The organism is Ruegeria sp. AF5 (assembly GCF_056541905.1).
Genome location: NZ_JBQFYZ010000011.1, coordinates 96,376 through 112,670, shown reverse-complemented (window position 1 = coordinate 112,670; position 16,295 = coordinate 96,376). Strand labels below are relative to the sequence as shown.

Sequence of the window (16,295 nt, the reverse complement as noted above, 5' to 3'; positions counted from 1 at the left end):
TGCCCACCCCGTTCGGCGGCGTCAAAGCATCCGGTATCGGCCGCGACGGCGGCAACTGGAGCTTCGAGTTCTACATGGAACAAAAACACGTCGGCTTCGCAACCGGAAATCACAACATCATGCAGCTGGGGAAACTGTAACCGACTGCACTCGAAATACGCGCGAAGAAACTCTAACTCCAGGAGGAGACCATGGGAGAAATCGTACTTGCCGCCAAAATGACTCACGTGCCTACCCTGCTCATGTCCGAGCAGGAAGGACCGATCAAAGGCAAGCGTCAACCGGCTATTGATGGCCACCGGGAGATTGCTCGTCGCGCCAAGGAACTGGGCGCAACAACGGTTGTCATCTGTGATACGCATTGGGTGTTGAACGCGGGCTTTCACATAAACGCCAACGACCATTTTGAGGGTCTATTCACGTCGAATGAATTCCCGCAGTTCATTCAGGACCTGCCCTATAAATATGAGGGCAACCCCGAATTGGGTGATGCGATTGCGCGGATTGCGACCGAAAAGGGTGCTTATACGTTGGCCCATCACCTGGACAGCCTTGAGGTGGAATACGGCACGCTGGTGCCGATGCGGTTCATGAGCCGTGAACACGAAATGAAAGTGGTGTCGATCGGTGCGTGGTGCACCGTGCACGCTCATGATGAGAGCCGTATCGTCGGCGAGGCAATCCGCGAAGCAGTCGAGGCCAGCGACGAAAAGGTGCTGTTGGTTGCGTCGGGTTCGCTGTCGCACAAGATCTGGGCCAACAAGGACTATGCCGCCAATAACGGCACTTTCACAATCAGCTCAGAATTCAATCGCCAGATGGATCTGCACGTGCTGGAAATGTGGAAAAACGGCGATCACGCTACGTTCCTCAAGATGCTGGGTGACTATGCCAACTTCTGCTGCGGTGAAGGTTCGATGCATGATACCGCGATGCTATACGGCGCACTCGGCTGGGACGCTTACGACAAGAAATGCGAGGTTGTGACCGAGTATTTCCCGTCCTCGGGCACCGGTCAGACTAACGTCATATTCCCGGTCTGAGGATCGCGGTTTCCATTCCGATTGCTTGCCCCTGGTGCCTTTTGGCGGGGCAAGCCGTTGATCTATCTAATTCGAACTGATGCAGGTCCCCAAATGTTTCCTTTGAAAGACCCCGGTTTGCTGCGAGAGGCTGCCCTTGTAGGTACACGCTGGATTGAAGCTGACCCGGCCAACGGCCTTGCCGTCACCAACCCTGCCACCGGCGAAGTTATTGGTCATGTTCCCAATCTGGGCGCCGCCGAAACCGCCGAAGCTATTGCTGCTGCCGAGACCGCGCGCCATGAGTGGGCTAAACGCACCGCCAAAACGCGTAGTCAAATTCTGCGTCGCTGGTACGAACTGATGATGGAGAACCAGAACGATCTGGGCGCCATCCTGACAGCTGAGCAGGGCAAGCCACTGGCCGAAGCCAAAGGTGAGATCGCCTATGGTGCCAGCTTCATTGAGTGGTTCGCAGAAGAGGCCCGCCGCGCCTATGGTGATGTCACCCCAGGCCACGCGCCAGACAAACGCATCCTGACGATCAAACAACCCATCGGGGTTGTAGCCGCGATTACGCCGTGGAATTTCCCAAACGCTATGATCACGCGCAAGGCTGGCCCTGCTCTGGCGGCGGGCTGCTCCATGGTTCTGAAACCGGCCAGCCAGACTCCATTCTCAGCTATCGCGTTGGCGGTTCTGGCCGAAAGAGCGGGCCTGCCTGCGGGGCTGTTCTCGGTCGTCACCGGCTCAGCCCGTGGCATTGGCGGCGAGATGACCGGGAACCCGACAGTGCAGAAGCTGACCTTTACCGGTTCGACCGAGATCGGAACGCTTCTATATGCGCAATGCGCGCCAACGATCAAAAAACTGGGGTTGGAGCTGGGTGGCAATGCGCCCTTCATTGTATTCGATGATGCTGATCTGGACGCCGCTGTGGAAGGAGCGGTGATCGCCAAGTTTCGAAATAATGGTCAGACCTGCGTTTGTGCCAACCGCATTTACGTGCAGGCCGGTGTCTACGATTCCTTTGCCGCCAAGCTGCGCGACAAAGTAGCGACTTTGCCCACTGGTAATGGCTTTGACGAAGGTATCATATTTGGTCCGCTGATCGATCAGGCGGCTGTCGACAAGGTTGCCGAACACATCGCTGATGCGACCTCGAAAGGTGCCGAAGTCATTCTGGGCGGCAAGTCACACGACATGGGTGGCACATTCTTTGAACCAACCATTTTGACCGGTGTTACTTCGGAGATGGCGGTCGCGACCGAAGAGACGTTTGGCCCGGTTGCACCCCTTTTTAAGTTCAACACCGAAAGCGAAGTCGTCGCTGCGGCAAATAACACCGAGTTTGGCCTTGCCTCATATTTCTATTCCCGCGACCTGGCTCGCGTTTGGCGAGTTTCCGAGAAGCTGGAATATGGCATGGTCGGAATCAACACCGGCCTGATCTCGACTGCGGAAGCTCCGTTTGGCGGGGTTAAGATGTCTGGTCTGGGCCGTGAAGGCTCGCGCCATGGGCTGGATGACTTCATGGAACTCAAATACCTGTGCATGGGCGGCATCGACACCGCCGAGGAGGCTTAATGCGCTTTGCTACTTATACCGCCGAAGGGGATACCTTCTTTGGCGCGATTACCGATGATGGTGCGATTGCCCTGAACGGTGATTTCCCCGAGTTTTCCAGCCTGTATGAGGTCATCGCTGCGGGTGAGTTTAGCCGGTTGGCTGCGGCGGCCGAGGGTAAGCCTGTGACCCATTCCGATTTCACCTATGAAATGGTGATGCCGGATGCACGTCGCATTCTGTGCGTCGGCGTGAACTTTCCGGACAGAAATGCGGAATACAAGGATGGCAGCGCGCAACCGGAATATATGTCGCTGTTCCCCCGCTTTGCCAGCGGCTTTACCGGCCACAACCGCCCGCTGATCCGTCCGCCGGAAAACCACACGCTGGATTACGAGGGCGAAGTGGCCATTGTAATCGGCAAGGCGGGTCGCCGGATATCGCAGGACGAAGCCTATGAGCACATCGCCGCGTTGACGCTGTGCAACGAAGGCACGATCCGCGATTGGGTGCGCCATGCCAAGTTCAACGTAACTCAGGGCAAGAACTGGGACAATTCAGGGTCGATCGGCCCTTGGCTGGTGCCCTTCACCGACCCGGCGCAATTGGATGACGCCCGCATTCAAACCCACGTCAATGGTGAGTTGCGTCAGGACGACACCCTCGACCGCATGATGTTCCCGATCCGGCGCGAGATCGAGTATATCTCGACCTTCATGACCCTGAAGCCGGGTGACCTTATCGTAACCGGCACCCCCACCGGTGCGGGCGCGCGCTTTGACCCGCCAAAATATCTTGCACCGGGTGACGTGGTCGAGGTTTCTGTCGGAGGTATCGGCACCCTGCGCAACACAGTCGAGGATGAGAAGGCATGACACCCGAAGAGCATGCCCGCGCAGCAGCCGACCTGCTTCAGGCCGAACGCACCGGCGACCAGATCGGTCTGCTGAGCCTGCGCCACCCCCAGATGGGTATGGACGACGCTTATGAGGTGCAGAACGCCATCTATCGCCAGAAGCTGGCCGAGGGGCGCAAGGTCATCGGGTGGAAAATCGGTCTGACATCGAAAGCGATGCAATATGCGCTGAACATCGATATTCCCGACAGCGGCATCCTGTTTGATGATATGGCGTTTGAAAACGGTGGTATGGTCCCTGCGGGCCGGTTCATCCAGCCCCGGATCGAGGCTGAAATCGCCTTTATCATGAAATCCGCCGTCGGTGGCGAGAATGTCAGCCGCGACGACATCGTATCCGCCACGGACTACGTCTCACCGGCGATTGAAATTCTGGACACACGTATTCAGCGTCAGGACCCCGAGACCGGCAAGGCCAGAACCGTCTTTGACACGATCAGCGACAATGCCGCCAATGCAGGGATTGTGCTGGGTACAGAGCGCCACGCGATTGACGAATTCGACCTGCGCTGGGTTGGTGCCTTGACCTTCCGCAACGGTGAGATTGAGGAAACCGGCCTTGGGGCCGGCGTATTGAATGATCCTGTTGAAAGTGTTGTCTGGCTGGCCCGGCGCATGGCGCAATACGGACAAAGTATTGAACCCGGACAAGTGATCCTGTCGGGCAGCTTCATTCGCCCCGTCGAATGCCCGCCAAGCACAGAAATTCACGCCGATTTCGGACCCTTCGGCTCGGTCGATATCAAATTTGATTGAAGGAGCACCTTAATGCCCGCGCCAACAAACCCCTTCAAGGCCGCACTGAAAGCCGGAAAACCCCAGATCGGATGTTGGATTGGGATGGCCAATGCATATGCCGCCGAAATCGCCGCCACATCCAGATTTGACTGGCTGCTTGTTGACGGGGAACATGCCCCGAACGATCTGCGGTCTATCCTTGAGCAAGTGAGGGTCATCGAAGGCACAGGTAGCCAACCGGTAGCGCGCCTGCCAATTGGCGAGACCTGGATGATCAAGCAATATCTCGATGCTGGCATCCAAAGCATATTGGTGCCAATGGTTGAAAGCGGCGATCAAGCGCGGGAGTTGGTGCGCGCGGTGCAATATCCCCCACATGGAGTTCGAGGCGTTGGGTCTGCTCTGGCGCGAGCTTCGCGTTTTGCGGCGATTCCGGATTACCTCACAACGGCAGGTGACCAGATTTGCCTGTTGGTTCAGGTGGAAAACCGCCTTGGCCTGGATGCACTGGATGACATTCTGACCACAGATGTCGACGGCGTATTTATCGGTCCGTCAGATTTGGCCGCGGATATGGGCCACATCGGCAATGCTGGCCACACCGACGTGGTCGAAGCGGTTTTGGACGCGTTGAAACGGATCGTGGCCGCGGGCAAGGCAGCGGGCATCCTGACGTTGGACCCTGTGATGCAGCGCAAGTGCGTGGATCTTGGGGTTACGTTCCTGGCCACGAATATCGACGTAACACTTTTTGCGAAGGCTATGCGCGGGGCGGCTGAAACTGCGTTGGAAATGTTGCCGGACCAGAGCGCGTCAGGAAATGCGCCAACAGATGTGGCCAGCAAGTATCTTCAGCAGTTATGCAAGCACTGGTCCTACAAGGGGCAAGTAGAATTTGATGTAACTGAAGGGAAAGTTTCATTTGAAAACGGGTGTGCGGTCGCGATGAAAGCGACGGACGAGGGGCTGGACATAGTTGCTTCAGTCGGCCCACGTGGCGATTTGAACTCCTGGAAAGTAGTCATAGAAGACCACTTGAAACGCTTTGCATTTCGCGAAGAGTTCAAGGTTGATTGGAGTGCATAACACTGGAATGCAGGGGCAACCGAGCGACCTCCTGACATTCGGACACCGCCGCAGGCTACGATTTGTAGTCTGCGGGTATTCGACAAGACCCTGCACCGGATTCTTACTCGGGTAAGACAAGCCGCAACTGAGGATTTTCCAAACCTAAAGCGGCATCATCCTCGACAAACGTCCTGACAGCGGAAACAGACAGGCTTGCAACGAGTGGTAGATGTCCGGCTTGCCGTCAAAAATAGATGTCACTACAGCCCCTGCCCCATCCACTGCTGGAAACCAGCCGCCATGTCGATGATCCACAAGTGTTTCACTCGCATAGGTCCAGAGCTTTCTGTACCACTCCTCGTCTTCTGGCCTTCTGTCTAGCGCGATCAGAGCGGCAACCGCCCCTATGGCTTCGGTGATGGGCCACCAGAACCGCGAAGCATTGGCAACGCGACCATCAAAATCAAGAGTATAGGCCAACCCGCCGCCAGGCAGCCACGCATCATTCAAAGCCTGCGCAATCAAGCGGCGCGCCCTGTACGGAGCATTGGGGTTCGTTCGGCCTGACAAATCCCAATGCTGAAGCTGAAGCCGACCCAATTCGAACGAATGCCCCGGCGTTGTTCCGTAAGGTCTGAACATCGGGTCACCCGCATAATCCCGGTTGATCTGCCAATCAGACGAATAGTGTTCGGGAAGCCGCCAGTTTTCACCGGGTGCAATTTTGCCAATGAAGAAGTCCAGAATGCGACCGGCGCGGGACAGGAAGATTTCGTCTCCTGTGGCTTCAAAGGCGGCCAGCATTGCCTCAACGCCGTGCATATTCGCATTCATTCCGCGATATGTGGAAAACGGCGTCCAATCCCTGTTCCATTCATCGCGAAACAGGCCTGCTTCTTCGTCCCAGAAGTGTTTTTCCAGAACACTTTGGACATCTGTCATTAGCTTGTCTGCATCCGGGTGACCCGCCAGTTTCGCACTTGCCGAGGCAAGAAGGACAAAGACGTGCCCATAGGCAAGCTTGCGGTCATCCTTAATCTGATCCCCATCCAACGCCCAGAGATATCCGCCGTGGTCGCGATCTCGGTGATGCCTTTCGAGATATATCATGCCGTGATCAATGATCCGTTCAGCACCTTGAAAACCGGACAGAAGTCCTAATGCATAAGAATGAACCAACCGGGTCGTCGTGTGCAGCTCCTGCAGCTTGCCGGGCAACGGGCGGCCATCGTGACCAAGTGTATAGAACCCGGGCTCATCCCGGCAGCTCGCGCTGAAGAACGTAAGTTGCCGCATGGCCTGATTCATCAACCAATCGCGATGTCTTGACGTTTCAACCCAAAACCCGGCTTCGGACTGCGACCCCGGCAGCAATAACTGGTTATCGTTCATCTAAAGATCCCGCGGATGGAGTTTTATCGCATGCGGCGAAGCCCGATCTTCCAAATTATCCACCATCTCAGCAAGCCCGTCTCAACGCTGTACCATCCGAAGCAAACAGATGTGCATTCTGCGCTTGAATGCGCAAACCAAGGCGATCCCCGGATTTCACCGGGATATTGCCATGCTTGCGCACCATCATGGGGCCGATCCCCTCGGCATTGACGTAGATGTTCGTGTCCGACCCCAGATGTTCCACAACATCCGCCACGGCCGACAGGTCACCGGTGCCGTTGTCCACAACATCGATATGTTCCGGCCTTACACCCAGTTCTTTCGCCTGAGCGGTAAGGGGTTGATCGAGTATCCTGATTTCAACCCCATTCCCGACATTCACACCTGTTTCGGTTCCCAATACAGGCACAACATTCATGGTGGGTGAGCCGATAAACTGGGCAACAAATTTGTTGGCCGGCCTTTCATAAAGCTCGAGCGGACTGCCGACTTGCTGGATATCGCCTGCGTTCAGAACAACGATCCGATCTGCCAGCGTCAACGCTTCGACCTGATCATGGGTCACGTAGATCATGGTCGCGCTGAGCTTTTGATGCAGCCGCGCAATCTCCAGCCGCATCTCGACCCGCAAAGCCGCGTCAAGGTTTGACAATGGCTCGTCAAACAGAAATGCACGTGGGTCTCGGATGATGGCCCGCCCCATGGCAACCCGCTGACGTTGACCTCCTGAAAGGGCCTTGGGCAAGCGATCCGTCAATTTGGTCAACCCCAGCGTCTCTGCCGCCTGGGCGACCTTTGATATGCGTTCAGCCACCGGAGCTTTGCGGATTTCCATCGAGAAACCCATGTTCCGAGCGACATCCATATGCGGATAGAGAGCGTAGGATTGGAACACCATCGCGATGTCCCGGTCCCTTGGCCTCACATCGTTCATACGCTCGCCATCGATCAGAAAGTCGCCGCTTGATATCGGTTCAAGACCAGCAACCATGCGCAGCAAAGTGGATTTGCCGCAGCCTGACGGGCCGACCAGAACGATGAACTCACCATCCTGAATTTCAAGATTGATGTTGCGCAGGACCTCGACGGATCCATAGCGTTTTGCAACATCACGAAGTTCGATACGTGCCATGATCTGGCCTCCTATCCTTTGACCGCGCCGGACGTGAGGCCCTGCACGAGATAGCGTTGAATGAAGATGAAAAAGAGGCAACTTGGGATCAGAGCCAGCACGCCAGCCGCCATCATTTGCCCCCAATCGACCGAGAATTTGGAAACAAATGTCAACAAGCCAACCGGGAATGTCATCGCGTCGTTCTTCGAGATCAGCATCAACGCAAACAAGAGCTCGGACCACGCGGCAGTAAAGACAAACCCAAGCGTCGCCCCTAACCCGGGCAATGTCAGCGGGAACACCACTTTGCGCAGCGCCTGAAACCGTGTACAGCCATCCATCATCGCCGCATCTTCCAGATCTTTGGGTATGCCATCAAAAAATGACTGCATCAGGAATGTTGCAAAGGGGATGTTGAACGCAGTGTAGACCACGATAAGGCTTGTCAGCGAATTCAGCAGCCCCAGGTCCGCGATGATCTTGTAGATGGGTGCGATGATCATCAGCAGCGGGAACATCTGGGTGACCAGCATCAAGGCGATGATGATGCGTTTGCCCGCAAAAACGAAGCGGGAAAAGGCATAACCCGCCCCAGCCGCGAACAAGGTCGTAAAGAACGCCGCGCCCAGCGACACCACAAGAGAGTTCCGGAAATAGGCCACAAAATCGGTCTGAAAGATAACCGTTTTGAAGTTTGAAAAGGTCACCTCGCTTGGAAACAGGCGGGTGCCCTCTGAAAAGATCAGTGCGTCCGGCGTCAACCCGATCTTGAGCAACCAATAAAGCGGGAACAACGCAAAGATCAGATAGAACGCAAGTGCCGCGTATTTACCCACAACCAGCAGGGGGTTGGGTTTCCTGACAGCTGACATGGTCAACTCCTCAAATCTTGACCAGCTTCTTGCGAAGCCAGAGCAGGATAACGGCGTAAATCAGAAGGATCAGCAACAGCGCCACAGCAATGGTTGACGCGTAGCCGAAGTCCAATTTGCGAAAAGCGGTGGTGAATATGTAGGTCGACAGGATTTGCGTCGAATTGGCAGGCCCGCCGCCGGTCATCACATAGATCAGGTCGGCGAAATTGGCGATCCAGATCGTCCTCAGCATCACGGTGATCGCGATCATCGGAGCAAGGAACGGCAACGTGATCTTGGTGAAAGTCTGCCAGGGGGTCGCGCCATCGACTTCTGCGGCCTCATAAAGCTCACCGGGTATCGATTGCAAAGCCGCCAGCAGTGTGATCGCAAAGAAAGGAACGCCGAACCAGATATTTGCAGTGATCGGGCCCCATATGGCAAGCTTGGGATCACCAAGGATATTGTAGGGCTCTGACAGAATGCCAAGGGCGGCCAGCCAATGCGGTAGCGGGCCGATGACAGGGTTAAAGAGCCACGCCCATGTCAGCGCAGAAAGGAAGGTCGGGACAGCCCAGGGTAGGAAAACAAGCGCCTGAAAAAGTTTCTTTCCATAGAACTGCGTATTCAAAAGCATGGCAAGGCCAAGGCCAAGCAGAAACTGGAACGTTATCGACCAAAAGGTCCAGAACAGCGTGTTCTCCATCGCGATCCAGAACTTGCGGTCTCGCCACAGGTCAACGTAGTTTTCAAACCCGATCCAACCAGACGCAAAAGGCTTTAACAGCTCAATGGATTGGAACGAATATGAGATTCCGATGATTAGCGGAACCATGATCACCGCACCGATCAAAAGAATTGCGGGCGACAAATAGAAAAAAGGCTCGACCATGTATTGCAGGTAGAGCGAGCGTCGTGCCCGGGTTTCCCCGGGCCTGACAGTTTTCTGAATGCGCGAAATCACTGTTTTGCCTTCCACTTGGCGTGCTCAACAGTGAGAAACTCGGCCCACTCATCCGCGACGTCCTGCGCGCTGCGCTGCCCCAACAGGGCTTCCTGACTGGTTTCCAGCAGAAGTGTGCTGCCAAAATAGCCCCACTGCTCCAGGTTGGTTGGCATTGTTGTCGGCACATATTGCTCACCGTTCAGTTCTTCGAACCAGCCTTTGAATTGCTCGGTCTGGAAATGAGGATCCTGATCGGCGCCTTTGTGGATCGGAATGACGCCAACACGCTTTGCCCACGTGGCGTTGGCTTTGGGCGTCGACAGGGCCGCAACCAGATCAAAGGCTTCGTCTTCATGTTCAGTTGCATTGAAGATCGACCAGCCTGCGAACCCAATGGTCGGGAAAGCTTTGCCCGAAGGTCCAACAGGCATCGGAATGACCGCGAAATCTTCGGCAGGCATCCGCTCGGCAATAGCGATCAGTGCATCCGGGTCCTGATCGAGGAACGCACAGGTGCCGGAATAAAAACCAGCCACAATCTCGTTAAAGCCCCAACTGACGGCGTCCTTGGGCGCATATCCGTTCTGATACATGTCGATCATGAACTGGATGCCTTCGACCGAGCCGGGCTCGTTGATGCGGCTGACACCGTCTTTTGTGAAAAACTCGTTGGTGCCGTTCATGGCTGCGGCGAACATGATCCAGCCATTTGTTCCACCGGGACCACCGCGCAAACAGTATCCATACTTGCCCTCAAGCTCGGACACTGCGGCCGAGGCTGCCTTGAACTCCTCCATCGTAGTCGGGGGAGTGTCGATACCCGCTTCGGCCAGCAGTTTCTTGTTGTAGAACATCGCCCGCAGGTAGAAGCCGTACGGGATCATATAAAGGTCACCCGCCTGGCTGCCCATGGCGACTGTCTTGTCAGTCAGCGAAGCCCCGTGTTCCCATCCGGCGACATGATCCTTGAGACTGACCAGCTGATCGGACCCGGCATAGAGGGCCTGCCAGGTGTCGGGCATTTCAACCACATCCGGGATGTCGCCTCCTGCCACCATTGTTGCCAGCTTTTCGAACGCGTTGCCCCAGGGTAGCGATACAATCTCGACAGTGACGTCTGGGTTATTGGCTTCAAACTCATCAATCAGCCCCTGAAGCACCTCTGTACGCTCGGGGCTTGTAATAACCTCGACCAGTTTCAGTGTGGTCTCGGCATAAGATGCCGAACCCATGAACACGGCCGCAGCCGTCATTCCAGTTAGTAGTTTCTTCATGTTTTCCTCCTGTTGGTTTTTTTGAGCGAACGGTTCTAAGCCGCGCTTTCGGCGAGAGCCGAAGCAAAATCGGCCCATAGATCTTCTGCCGACTCGAGCCCCAAACTCAGGCGCACCAGATTGGGTGAGACCCCAAATTTCTGCATTGAGTTTTGTTCACCAGCCTGAGCAAGCCCGACGCGCGCAGGCAGGATCAGACTTTCGAAGCCCCCCCAGCTCACACCGAGGCGGAAAAGGTTCAAGGCATCAGAAAGTTTTGCGATGTCGACACTGTCATCAAACTCAACCGACATAAGACCGGACCGCCCGGTCAACCCGGGCACGTCGTTGGCACCGGGTGAGTTGACCAGCCTGACCTGCGGAACAGTGGCCAGGCGATCAACAAACGTGTTGGCCGTTGCTTGATGCTGCATCATGCGTGCGTTCAGCGTGCGCAGGCCGCGCGTCAGCAGGAAGGCTTCAAAAGGTGCCAGTTTGGCCCCAAGCAAAGGAAGTGTCAGATCACGGATGCGGGCGATATGGTCCCGGGAGGCAACCACCACGCCCGCAACCGTGTCCGAGTGCCCCGAAATATATTTCGAGGCCGAGTGGATGACGATGTCGATGCCCAATGCGAGGGGGCGTTGGAACACCGGGCTTGCCCATGAATTATCAATCATCGTCAACACATTGTGGCGTCTGGCATGCTCTGCGACGCGACGTAGATCCATCGCCTCAAAAATGATCGATCCGGGGCTCTCCAGATAAGCCACCGTTACATCGGCAAGCAGATCGGGGTCGTTCTCGAAACGCTCCGGCGCATGGTAGTCGATATGCACCCCGAACGGGCGCAGGATGCGCTCCATGAACCGGAATGAATCCGGATAGACATGTTCGACGCAGGCAATCCGGTCACCGGGTTTGACAAATGCCAGCAGCGTTGAGGAAATGGCCGCCATCCCGGAAGCAAATGCAACGGCTGCCTGACCTTGCTCGGCTTCAGCCATAAGCGTTTCAAACGCGGCGACGGTCGGGTTTTCCACGCGCGTGTAGATGGCCGTTTCTGATCTTCCGGCCATCCGGTCTTCAAAACTTTGGTAATTGTCGAAGGTGAACAGTGACGTTTGAACGATCGGCGGCGTGACCGAACCAGCCGCATCCGGGAAGGTTGCTGCAAGACGCGTCGAAAGGTCTTCGTAGTCAGACATTCTGGCTTTCCATGATTTCTAGGACTTCTGCTTCGACCATGTCCATGATCGCGCCGATAATACTTGCGGCTTCGTCTGCACGGCCGGAGACAACTGCTTCGGCCAGCGGCGCATGTATTGGAATTGAGGCCTGCCCCAAGTGTGGTTGACCGAAGGGCGTGTCATATACTTCGTGAAAAGCTTTTTGAATTTGCCGGATCAACTGCCCGAAAAGTGGATTTCCGCACGCTTCATGCAGTGCCGCGTGAAACCGGTAATCGGCCGGCCGCCAATCCTCACCTGCAGAATGAACAGCTATGAGCTCTGCAACGCGGGCCGAAATCAAAAGCCGCTGCGCGTCTGAGCAATTCAGTGCTGCCAACCTTGCTGCCTCGATTTCCAGTGGCCGGCGCACGGCGTGTGTTCGCAAAAGGCTTTCGGCTTCGAGCTTCAGCGTGAGTGGGAGATGGATCGTATTGGCAGATACCTCGGCCGCCAATCGCGTCCCGGCTTTCTTGTTCCGTACAACGATGCCCATATTCTGCCAACTTGTCAGGGCCTCGCGAACCTTCGCCCGTCCGATCCCAAGCTGATTTGCAATTTCGATCTCTGGCGGCAGGCGATCCCCTACTTTCAATCCTTCCACTTCGATCATTCCAGAGAGAGCCTCCAGAACGTCCCGGCCGCTGCTGCCAGCCGGTAGCACCTTCAAGGTGTTGCCGACACTCTCAGCTTTTTCCTTTGGGGGCGTTCTTTTGACCACGCGCGGCTTCTCCGATTCGTATTTCATTCACTTTTACATTTAATGTAGGACAAAATAAACAATAATGTCCGACATTAAAAAAAGCTTGTCATCCTTACAGTTGAAGTCGAAAAATCCGGTCTCGGTCATTTCGCGGCGGGATCAATGCAACCTTAATCGCCTGCGGCTTGTTGGCGGGCTGCGGTCTTCGCGCGTCCGTCTATTTGCTGTATTCCGCCCGATTTGCCGTAATCCTGAAACGCCCGCCCAGCGGCGCCTGTAATTGCCGTTAGATTTTTGTCAGCTACGGCTGAATAGTGCTTCTTTACGCTAGGGACCCGCGGTTTCTTGCCCAAAAAAAGATGTGCAAACTTGGCAAGGCTGATCTAACTTTTTAAATGCGGGGGCGCATCTCCGGATAATATGGATTTAAAACATTGAAACCTGAACACCGCGTATCTGCGGCCCCCCGGCATGAACTGCGCAATGTGCGCAATCAGGGGATCGCGTTCCTTGCTTTGGCGTTCTTGTTCAGCATTTTTGTGAACCTGCTTATGCTGACTGGCCCATTGTTCATGTTGCAGGTGTATGACCGGGTATTGGGCTCGCGTGCAGTGGAAACACTGACAGCGCTGTTTTTGTTGGTGGCGTTGCTTTATGCGCTGATGGCGATGCTGGATTTTGCCCGCGGACGCATCGTGGCCCGGTTCGGCGCACGGTTCCAGTCACAGTTGGATGAGCGCGTCTTCGAAGCAACGCTGCGGCGTTCACTTTTGCCGCAAATACGATCTGCCCCGGCAACGGCCTTGCGTGATTTGGAATCCATTCGAAACCTGTGCTCATCCCCCGTTCTGCTGGCGGTGATGGATATTCCATGGACGCCTGTTTTTCTGGGTGCGATTTTCCTGTTTCATCCCTTGCTGGGCTGGCTGGCCGTGGCAAGCGGTGTTCTGCTTGTCGTGATTGCACTGCTCAATCAGGCTCTGACCAGCAGAAAAGTCGCTGAAGCACAAACTGCAGCAGCGCGGGCAAACGCCTTTGCGGAACATGCGAGACAAGCGGCAGAGGTTGTGCGCTCACAGGGTATGCAGGCGGACGTGACAAAGCGGTGGTTGGACCAGCGTTCGAATGCCTTGCGCCAAACCATTTCGGCCAGCGACTGGACAGGCAGTTTTACGTCTTTGACCAAGTCGTTACGACTGTTTCTTCAATCTGCAATGCTTGCCTTGGGCGCGTGGCTGGTTTTGCAAAACGAAATGACACCGGGCGCGATGATCGCGGGTTCAATCCTTTTGGGTCGGGCCCTCGCCCCGGTCGAACAAGCGGTCGGCCAATGGGGCATGATCGAACGTGCGCGAACGGCCTGGACTTCCCTAAGCCGGTTTTTGGATCAGACCCCTCCCGAAGAGCAGCGGATTCGCTTGCCCATCCCGAAAGCGCAGTTGGAAGCCAAATCGCTGACTGTCATTCCCCCCGGGGCAACAACGCCAACGTTGCGGAACGTGAATCTGAAGCTGCAACCGGGCAAGGCGCTGGGTGTCATCGGCAAAAGCGGATCGGGAAAGACGACACTGGCCAAGGCGTTGCTGGGGCTTTGGAATCCGGCAGCCGGTGAAATTCGACTGGGTGGTGCCACTCTGGATCAATATGACTCCAACGATCTGGGCAGCCATATCGGATATTTGCCGCAGCAGGTTACCCTGTTTAACGGGACCGTGGCCGAGAACATCGCCCGGATGTCAGAAAACCCGGATTCCGAAGCGGTGGTGGCCGCAGCCAAGAAAGCCAATGCGCACGACCTGATCCTGTCTTTGGAGAAAGGTTATGGTACCTTCCTTGAAGGCAATGACAGTCAGTTGTCAGGCGGGCAGAAACAGCGCATCGCTCTGGCCCGCGCCCTCTATGGCGACCCTGTTCTGCTTATTCTCGACGAACCAAACTCGGCACTGGACGCGGATGGCACCGAAGCCTTGAACGCGGCCGTGAGGGGGCTCAAGGCGGCAGGCAAAGCCGCCATCATCATGACACACCGCCCGCAGGCCATTTCGGAATGTGACGATCTGGCCGTTGTCGAAAAAGGACAAGTGGTCAGGTTCGGCAGTCGTGACGAGGTTCTCAGCGCAATGGTGCAGAACGCGGGCGCGATTAAGCGCAAGCTTAGCCCCGTAGGTGAATAATGGCAAAAAAGACGACCAAGAAGCAGGCGCAGGCCTGGAGTATGAGAATTCCCGCCCTGGTGGGATTCGCCGCACTTGCCATTTTGGTTGGCGGATTGGGTCTTTGGGCAGTGAAGACGCGCCTCGCAGGTGCGATCGTATCCTCAGGCGTGATCGAGGTACAAAGCAACCGTCAGGTGGTAGAACACCCCGATGGCGGCGTTGTTGGCGAAATATTTGTACGCGATGGTGATGTGGTCGCCTCGGGCGAGATGCTGTTGCGGCTGGATGATACTTTCCTATCGTCCGAACAGACGATTGTGGAAGCGCAGCTTTTTGAGCTTCTGACACGGCGTGTCCGGCTTCAGGCCGAACGCGACGGGCTTTCGTCGCAAGAGTTGGCGGCGCAGTTGCACGAGGTTCAGACGGAATACAGCATTGATCTGGACCTGATCGAAGGTCAGCAAAACCTGTTCGACGCCCGGGTGGAAACCCTATCCAAACAGCAAGAACAGCTGAACAAGCAGCTGGTTCAGATCGAGAGCGAGATTGAAGGCACGCAGGCCCAACTCGTTTCGCTGCGCCGTCAGGTTGAATTGATCGAGGATGAGCTGGAAGACCAGCAAAGCCTGTTGAAACGAGGATTGACGCAAACCAGTCGTGTACTGGCCCTGCAACGGGAAGAAGCCAGCCTGACAGGTGAAATAGGCCGACTGGAAGCTGCTGTCGCCCGCCTCAAAGGGCAGATCGCATCAACCGAGATCCAGATCGTTGAACTGTCTGCAACCCGCCGGGAAGAGGCAATTACCACGTTGCGGGACGTACAGGCGCAAGTTGCTGAACTATCGGAACGCCGACTGTCCCTGTCCGAGCGGCTGACACGATTGGACATCCGCGCACCGGTCAGCGGAACAGTATATGGAAGTCAGGTCTTTGCCCTTCAGTCTGTCGTTCAGCCGGGTGAACCCATGATGTATGTTGTTCCACAGGATACGCCATTGCTTGTCGCCGCGCGCGTTGACGCGATCCATGTGGATCAGCTGCATGTGGGTCAACCTGTCGCCCTGCGGTTTCCGGCCTTCAATCAGCGTGAAACGCCTGAATTGGACGGGCAGGTCAAAAACGTGTCAGCCGATACATTCACGGATGAAAAGTCCGGCTTTACATTCTATCGCGCCGAAGTGGTTATGAATGATGGCGAGCTGGACCGTCTCAACGGTCAGGAGCTTTTGCCGGGTATGCCTGTTGAGACACTGATCAAAACCGATGAACGCACCCCGTTGTCCTATCTGGTCAAGCCGATGGCCGATTACTTCAATCGTGCATTTAGGGAATGAC

At 55.9% G+C, this 16,295-nt stretch carries 15 protein-coding genes; 8 read left to right on the top strand and 7 right to left on the bottom strand.

Annotation, left to right across the window (positions count from 1 at the left end; genetic code table 11):
* The 6 genes from ACR0DS_RS15270 to ACR0DS_RS15245 all read left to right on the top strand — a co-directional run.
* Positions 1-140 (top strand): aldehyde dehydrogenase family protein (locus tag ACR0DS_RS15270; protein ID WP_480616827.1); only part of this gene is annotated, 140 nt, incomplete at its 5' end.
* A 51-nt stretch (positions 141-191) separates the two neighbouring features.
* Entirely contained in the window at positions 192-1,043 is an 852-nt protein-coding gene (gene hpaD, locus ACR0DS_RS15265) for a 3,4-dihydroxyphenylacetate 2,3-dioxygenase (protein ID WP_480488665.1), read from the top strand.
* 93 nt (positions 1,044-1,136) lie between these two features.
* Complete coding sequence (locus ACR0DS_RS15260) at positions 1,137-2,609, top strand: NAD-dependent succinate-semialdehyde dehydrogenase (RefSeq protein WP_480539677.1); 1,473 nt, start codon at positions 1,137-1,139, stop codon at positions 2,607-2,609.
* Positions 2,609-3,463 carry a fumarylacetoacetate hydrolase family protein gene (locus ACR0DS_RS15255; protein ID WP_480616823.1) on the top strand — a complete coding sequence of 285 codons (855 nt, stop codon included), beginning with the start codon at positions 2,609-2,611 and terminating at the stop codon, positions 3,461-3,463. Before ACR0DS_RS15260 ends, ACR0DS_RS15255 begins: the two co-directional genes overlap by 1 nt.
* Positions 3,460-4,260 (top strand): 2-oxo-hept-4-ene-1,7-dioate hydratase, encoded by an 801-nt coding sequence (hpaH, locus tag ACR0DS_RS15250; protein WP_480484354.1) that lies wholly within the window; start codon positions 3,460-3,462, stop codon positions 4,258-4,260. Before ACR0DS_RS15255 ends, hpaH begins: the two co-directional genes overlap by 4 nt.
* A 12-nt stretch (positions 4,261-4,272) precedes the next feature.
* Positions 4,273-5,328 (top strand): aldolase/citrate lyase family protein, encoded by a 1,056-nt coding sequence (locus tag ACR0DS_RS15245; RefSeq protein WP_480616821.1) that lies wholly within the window; start codon positions 4,273-4,275, stop codon positions 5,326-5,328.
* Between the two features lie 144 nt (positions 5,329-5,472).
* Here the strand turns inward: ACR0DS_RS15245 and ACR0DS_RS15240 are convergent, their stop codons facing one another.
* The 7 genes from ACR0DS_RS15240 to ACR0DS_RS15210 all read right to left on the bottom strand — a co-directional run bounded on the left by ACR0DS_RS15240 (position 5,473) and on the right by ACR0DS_RS15210 (position 12,849).
* Positions 5,473-6,702: an AGE family epimerase/isomerase gene (locus ACR0DS_RS15240; RefSeq protein WP_480616819.1), complete on the bottom strand. Its 1,230-nt coding sequence runs from the start codon at positions 6,700-6,702 to the stop codon at positions 5,473-5,475.
* Positions 6,703-6,769: 67 nt separating this feature from the next.
* On the bottom strand, positions 6,770-7,837 hold the full coding sequence (locus tag ACR0DS_RS15235) for an ABC transporter ATP-binding protein (protein ID WP_480616817.1): 1,068 nt from the start codon (positions 7,835-7,837) through the stop codon (positions 6,770-6,772).
* 11 nt (positions 7,838-7,848) lie between these two features.
* Positions 7,849-8,691, bottom strand: a complete 843-nt coding sequence (locus tag ACR0DS_RS15230) for a carbohydrate ABC transporter permease (protein ID WP_480477286.1) — start codon at positions 8,689-8,691, stop codon at positions 7,849-7,851.
* Positions 8,692-8,701: 10 nt separating this feature from the next.
* Positions 8,702-9,565 carry a carbohydrate ABC transporter permease gene (locus ACR0DS_RS15225; RefSeq protein ID WP_480544128.1) on the bottom strand — a complete coding sequence of 288 codons (864 nt, stop codon included), beginning with the start codon at positions 9,563-9,565 and terminating at the stop codon, positions 8,702-8,704.
* Between the two features lie 68 nt (positions 9,566-9,633).
* Positions 9,634-10,893, bottom strand: coding sequence for an ABC transporter substrate-binding protein (locus ACR0DS_RS15220; protein ID WP_480616815.1), 1,260 nt, complete (start codon positions 10,891-10,893; stop codon positions 9,634-9,636).
* Between the two features lie 35 nt (positions 10,894-10,928).
* The gene (locus tag ACR0DS_RS15215) at positions 10,929-12,080 is read right to left on the bottom strand and encodes an aminotransferase class I/II-fold pyridoxal phosphate-dependent enzyme (RefSeq protein ID WP_480488678.1); all 1,152 of its coding nucleotides are present in this window, start codon (positions 12,078-12,080) and stop codon (positions 10,929-10,931) included.
* Positions 12,073-12,849 carry a FadR/GntR family transcriptional regulator gene (locus tag ACR0DS_RS15210; protein WP_480488680.1) on the bottom strand — a complete coding sequence of 259 codons (777 nt, stop codon included), beginning with the start codon at positions 12,847-12,849 and terminating at the stop codon, positions 12,073-12,075. The genes ACR0DS_RS15215 and ACR0DS_RS15210 overlap by 8 nt, the downstream gene beginning before the upstream one ends.
* 389 nt (positions 12,850-13,238) lie before the next feature.
* On the opposite strand from ACR0DS_RS15210, the gene ACR0DS_RS15205 reads away from it, so the two are divergent.
* Together ACR0DS_RS15205 and ACR0DS_RS15200 are read left to right on the top strand one after the other, a co-directional pair.
* The gene (locus ACR0DS_RS15205; RefSeq protein WP_480484348.1) at positions 13,239-14,978 is read left to right on the top strand and encodes a type I secretion system permease/ATPase; all 1,740 of its coding nucleotides are present in this window, start codon (positions 13,239-13,241) and stop codon (positions 14,976-14,978) included.
* Between the two features lie 41 nt (positions 14,979-15,019).
* Positions 15,020-16,294: an HlyD family type I secretion periplasmic adaptor subunit gene (locus ACR0DS_RS15200; RefSeq protein WP_480484347.1), complete on the top strand. Its 1,275-nt coding sequence runs from the start codon at positions 15,020-15,022 to the stop codon at positions 16,292-16,294.
* The last annotated feature ends 1 nt before the right edge of the window (position 16,295 follow it).

Coding starts and splice junctions, on each gene's coding strand:
- hpaH (WP_480484354.1), top strand. CDS start 3,460: ATGACACCCGAAGAGCATGCCCGCGCAGCAGCCGACCTGCTTCAGGCC.
- ACR0DS_RS15235 (WP_480616817.1), bottom strand. CDS start 7,837: ATGGCACGTATCGAACTTCGTGATGTTGCAAAACGCTATGGATCCGTC.
- ACR0DS_RS15260 (WP_480539677.1), top strand. CDS start 1,137: ATGTTTCCTTTGAAAGACCCCGGTTTGCTGCGAGAGGCTGCCCTTGTA.
- ACR0DS_RS15200 (WP_480484347.1), top strand. CDS start 15,020: ATGAGAATTCCCGCCCTGGTGGGATTCGCCGCACTTGCCATTTTGGTT.
- hpaD (WP_480488665.1), top strand. CDS start 192: ATGGGAGAAATCGTACTTGCCGCCAAAATGACTCACGTGCCTACCCTG.
- ACR0DS_RS15215 (WP_480488678.1), bottom strand. CDS start 12,080: ATGTCTGACTACGAAGACCTTTCGACGCGTCTTGCAGCAACCTTCCCG.
- ACR0DS_RS15230 (WP_480477286.1), bottom strand. CDS start 8,691: ATGTCAGCTGTCAGGAAACCCAACCCCCTGCTGGTTGTGGGTAAATAC.
- ACR0DS_RS15245 (WP_480616821.1), top strand. CDS start 4,273: ATGCCCGCGCCAACAAACCCCTTCAAGGCCGCACTGAAAGCCGGAAAA.
- ACR0DS_RS15220 (WP_480616815.1), bottom strand. CDS start 10,893: ATGAAGAAACTACTAACTGGAATGACGGCTGCGGCCGTGTTCATGGGT.
- ACR0DS_RS15240 (WP_480616819.1), bottom strand. CDS start 6,702: ATGAACGATAACCAGTTATTGCTGCCGGGGTCGCAGTCCGAAGCCGGG.
- ACR0DS_RS15210 (WP_480488680.1), bottom strand. CDS start 12,849: ATGAAATACGAATCGGAGAAGCCGCGCGTGGTCAAAAGAACGCCCCCA.
- ACR0DS_RS15255 (WP_480616823.1), top strand. CDS start 2,609: ATGCGCTTTGCTACTTATACCGCCGAAGGGGATACCTTCTTTGGCGCG.
- ACR0DS_RS15225 (WP_480544128.1), bottom strand. CDS start 9,565: ATGGTCGAGCCTTTTTTCTATTTGTCGCCCGCAATTCTTTTGATCGGT.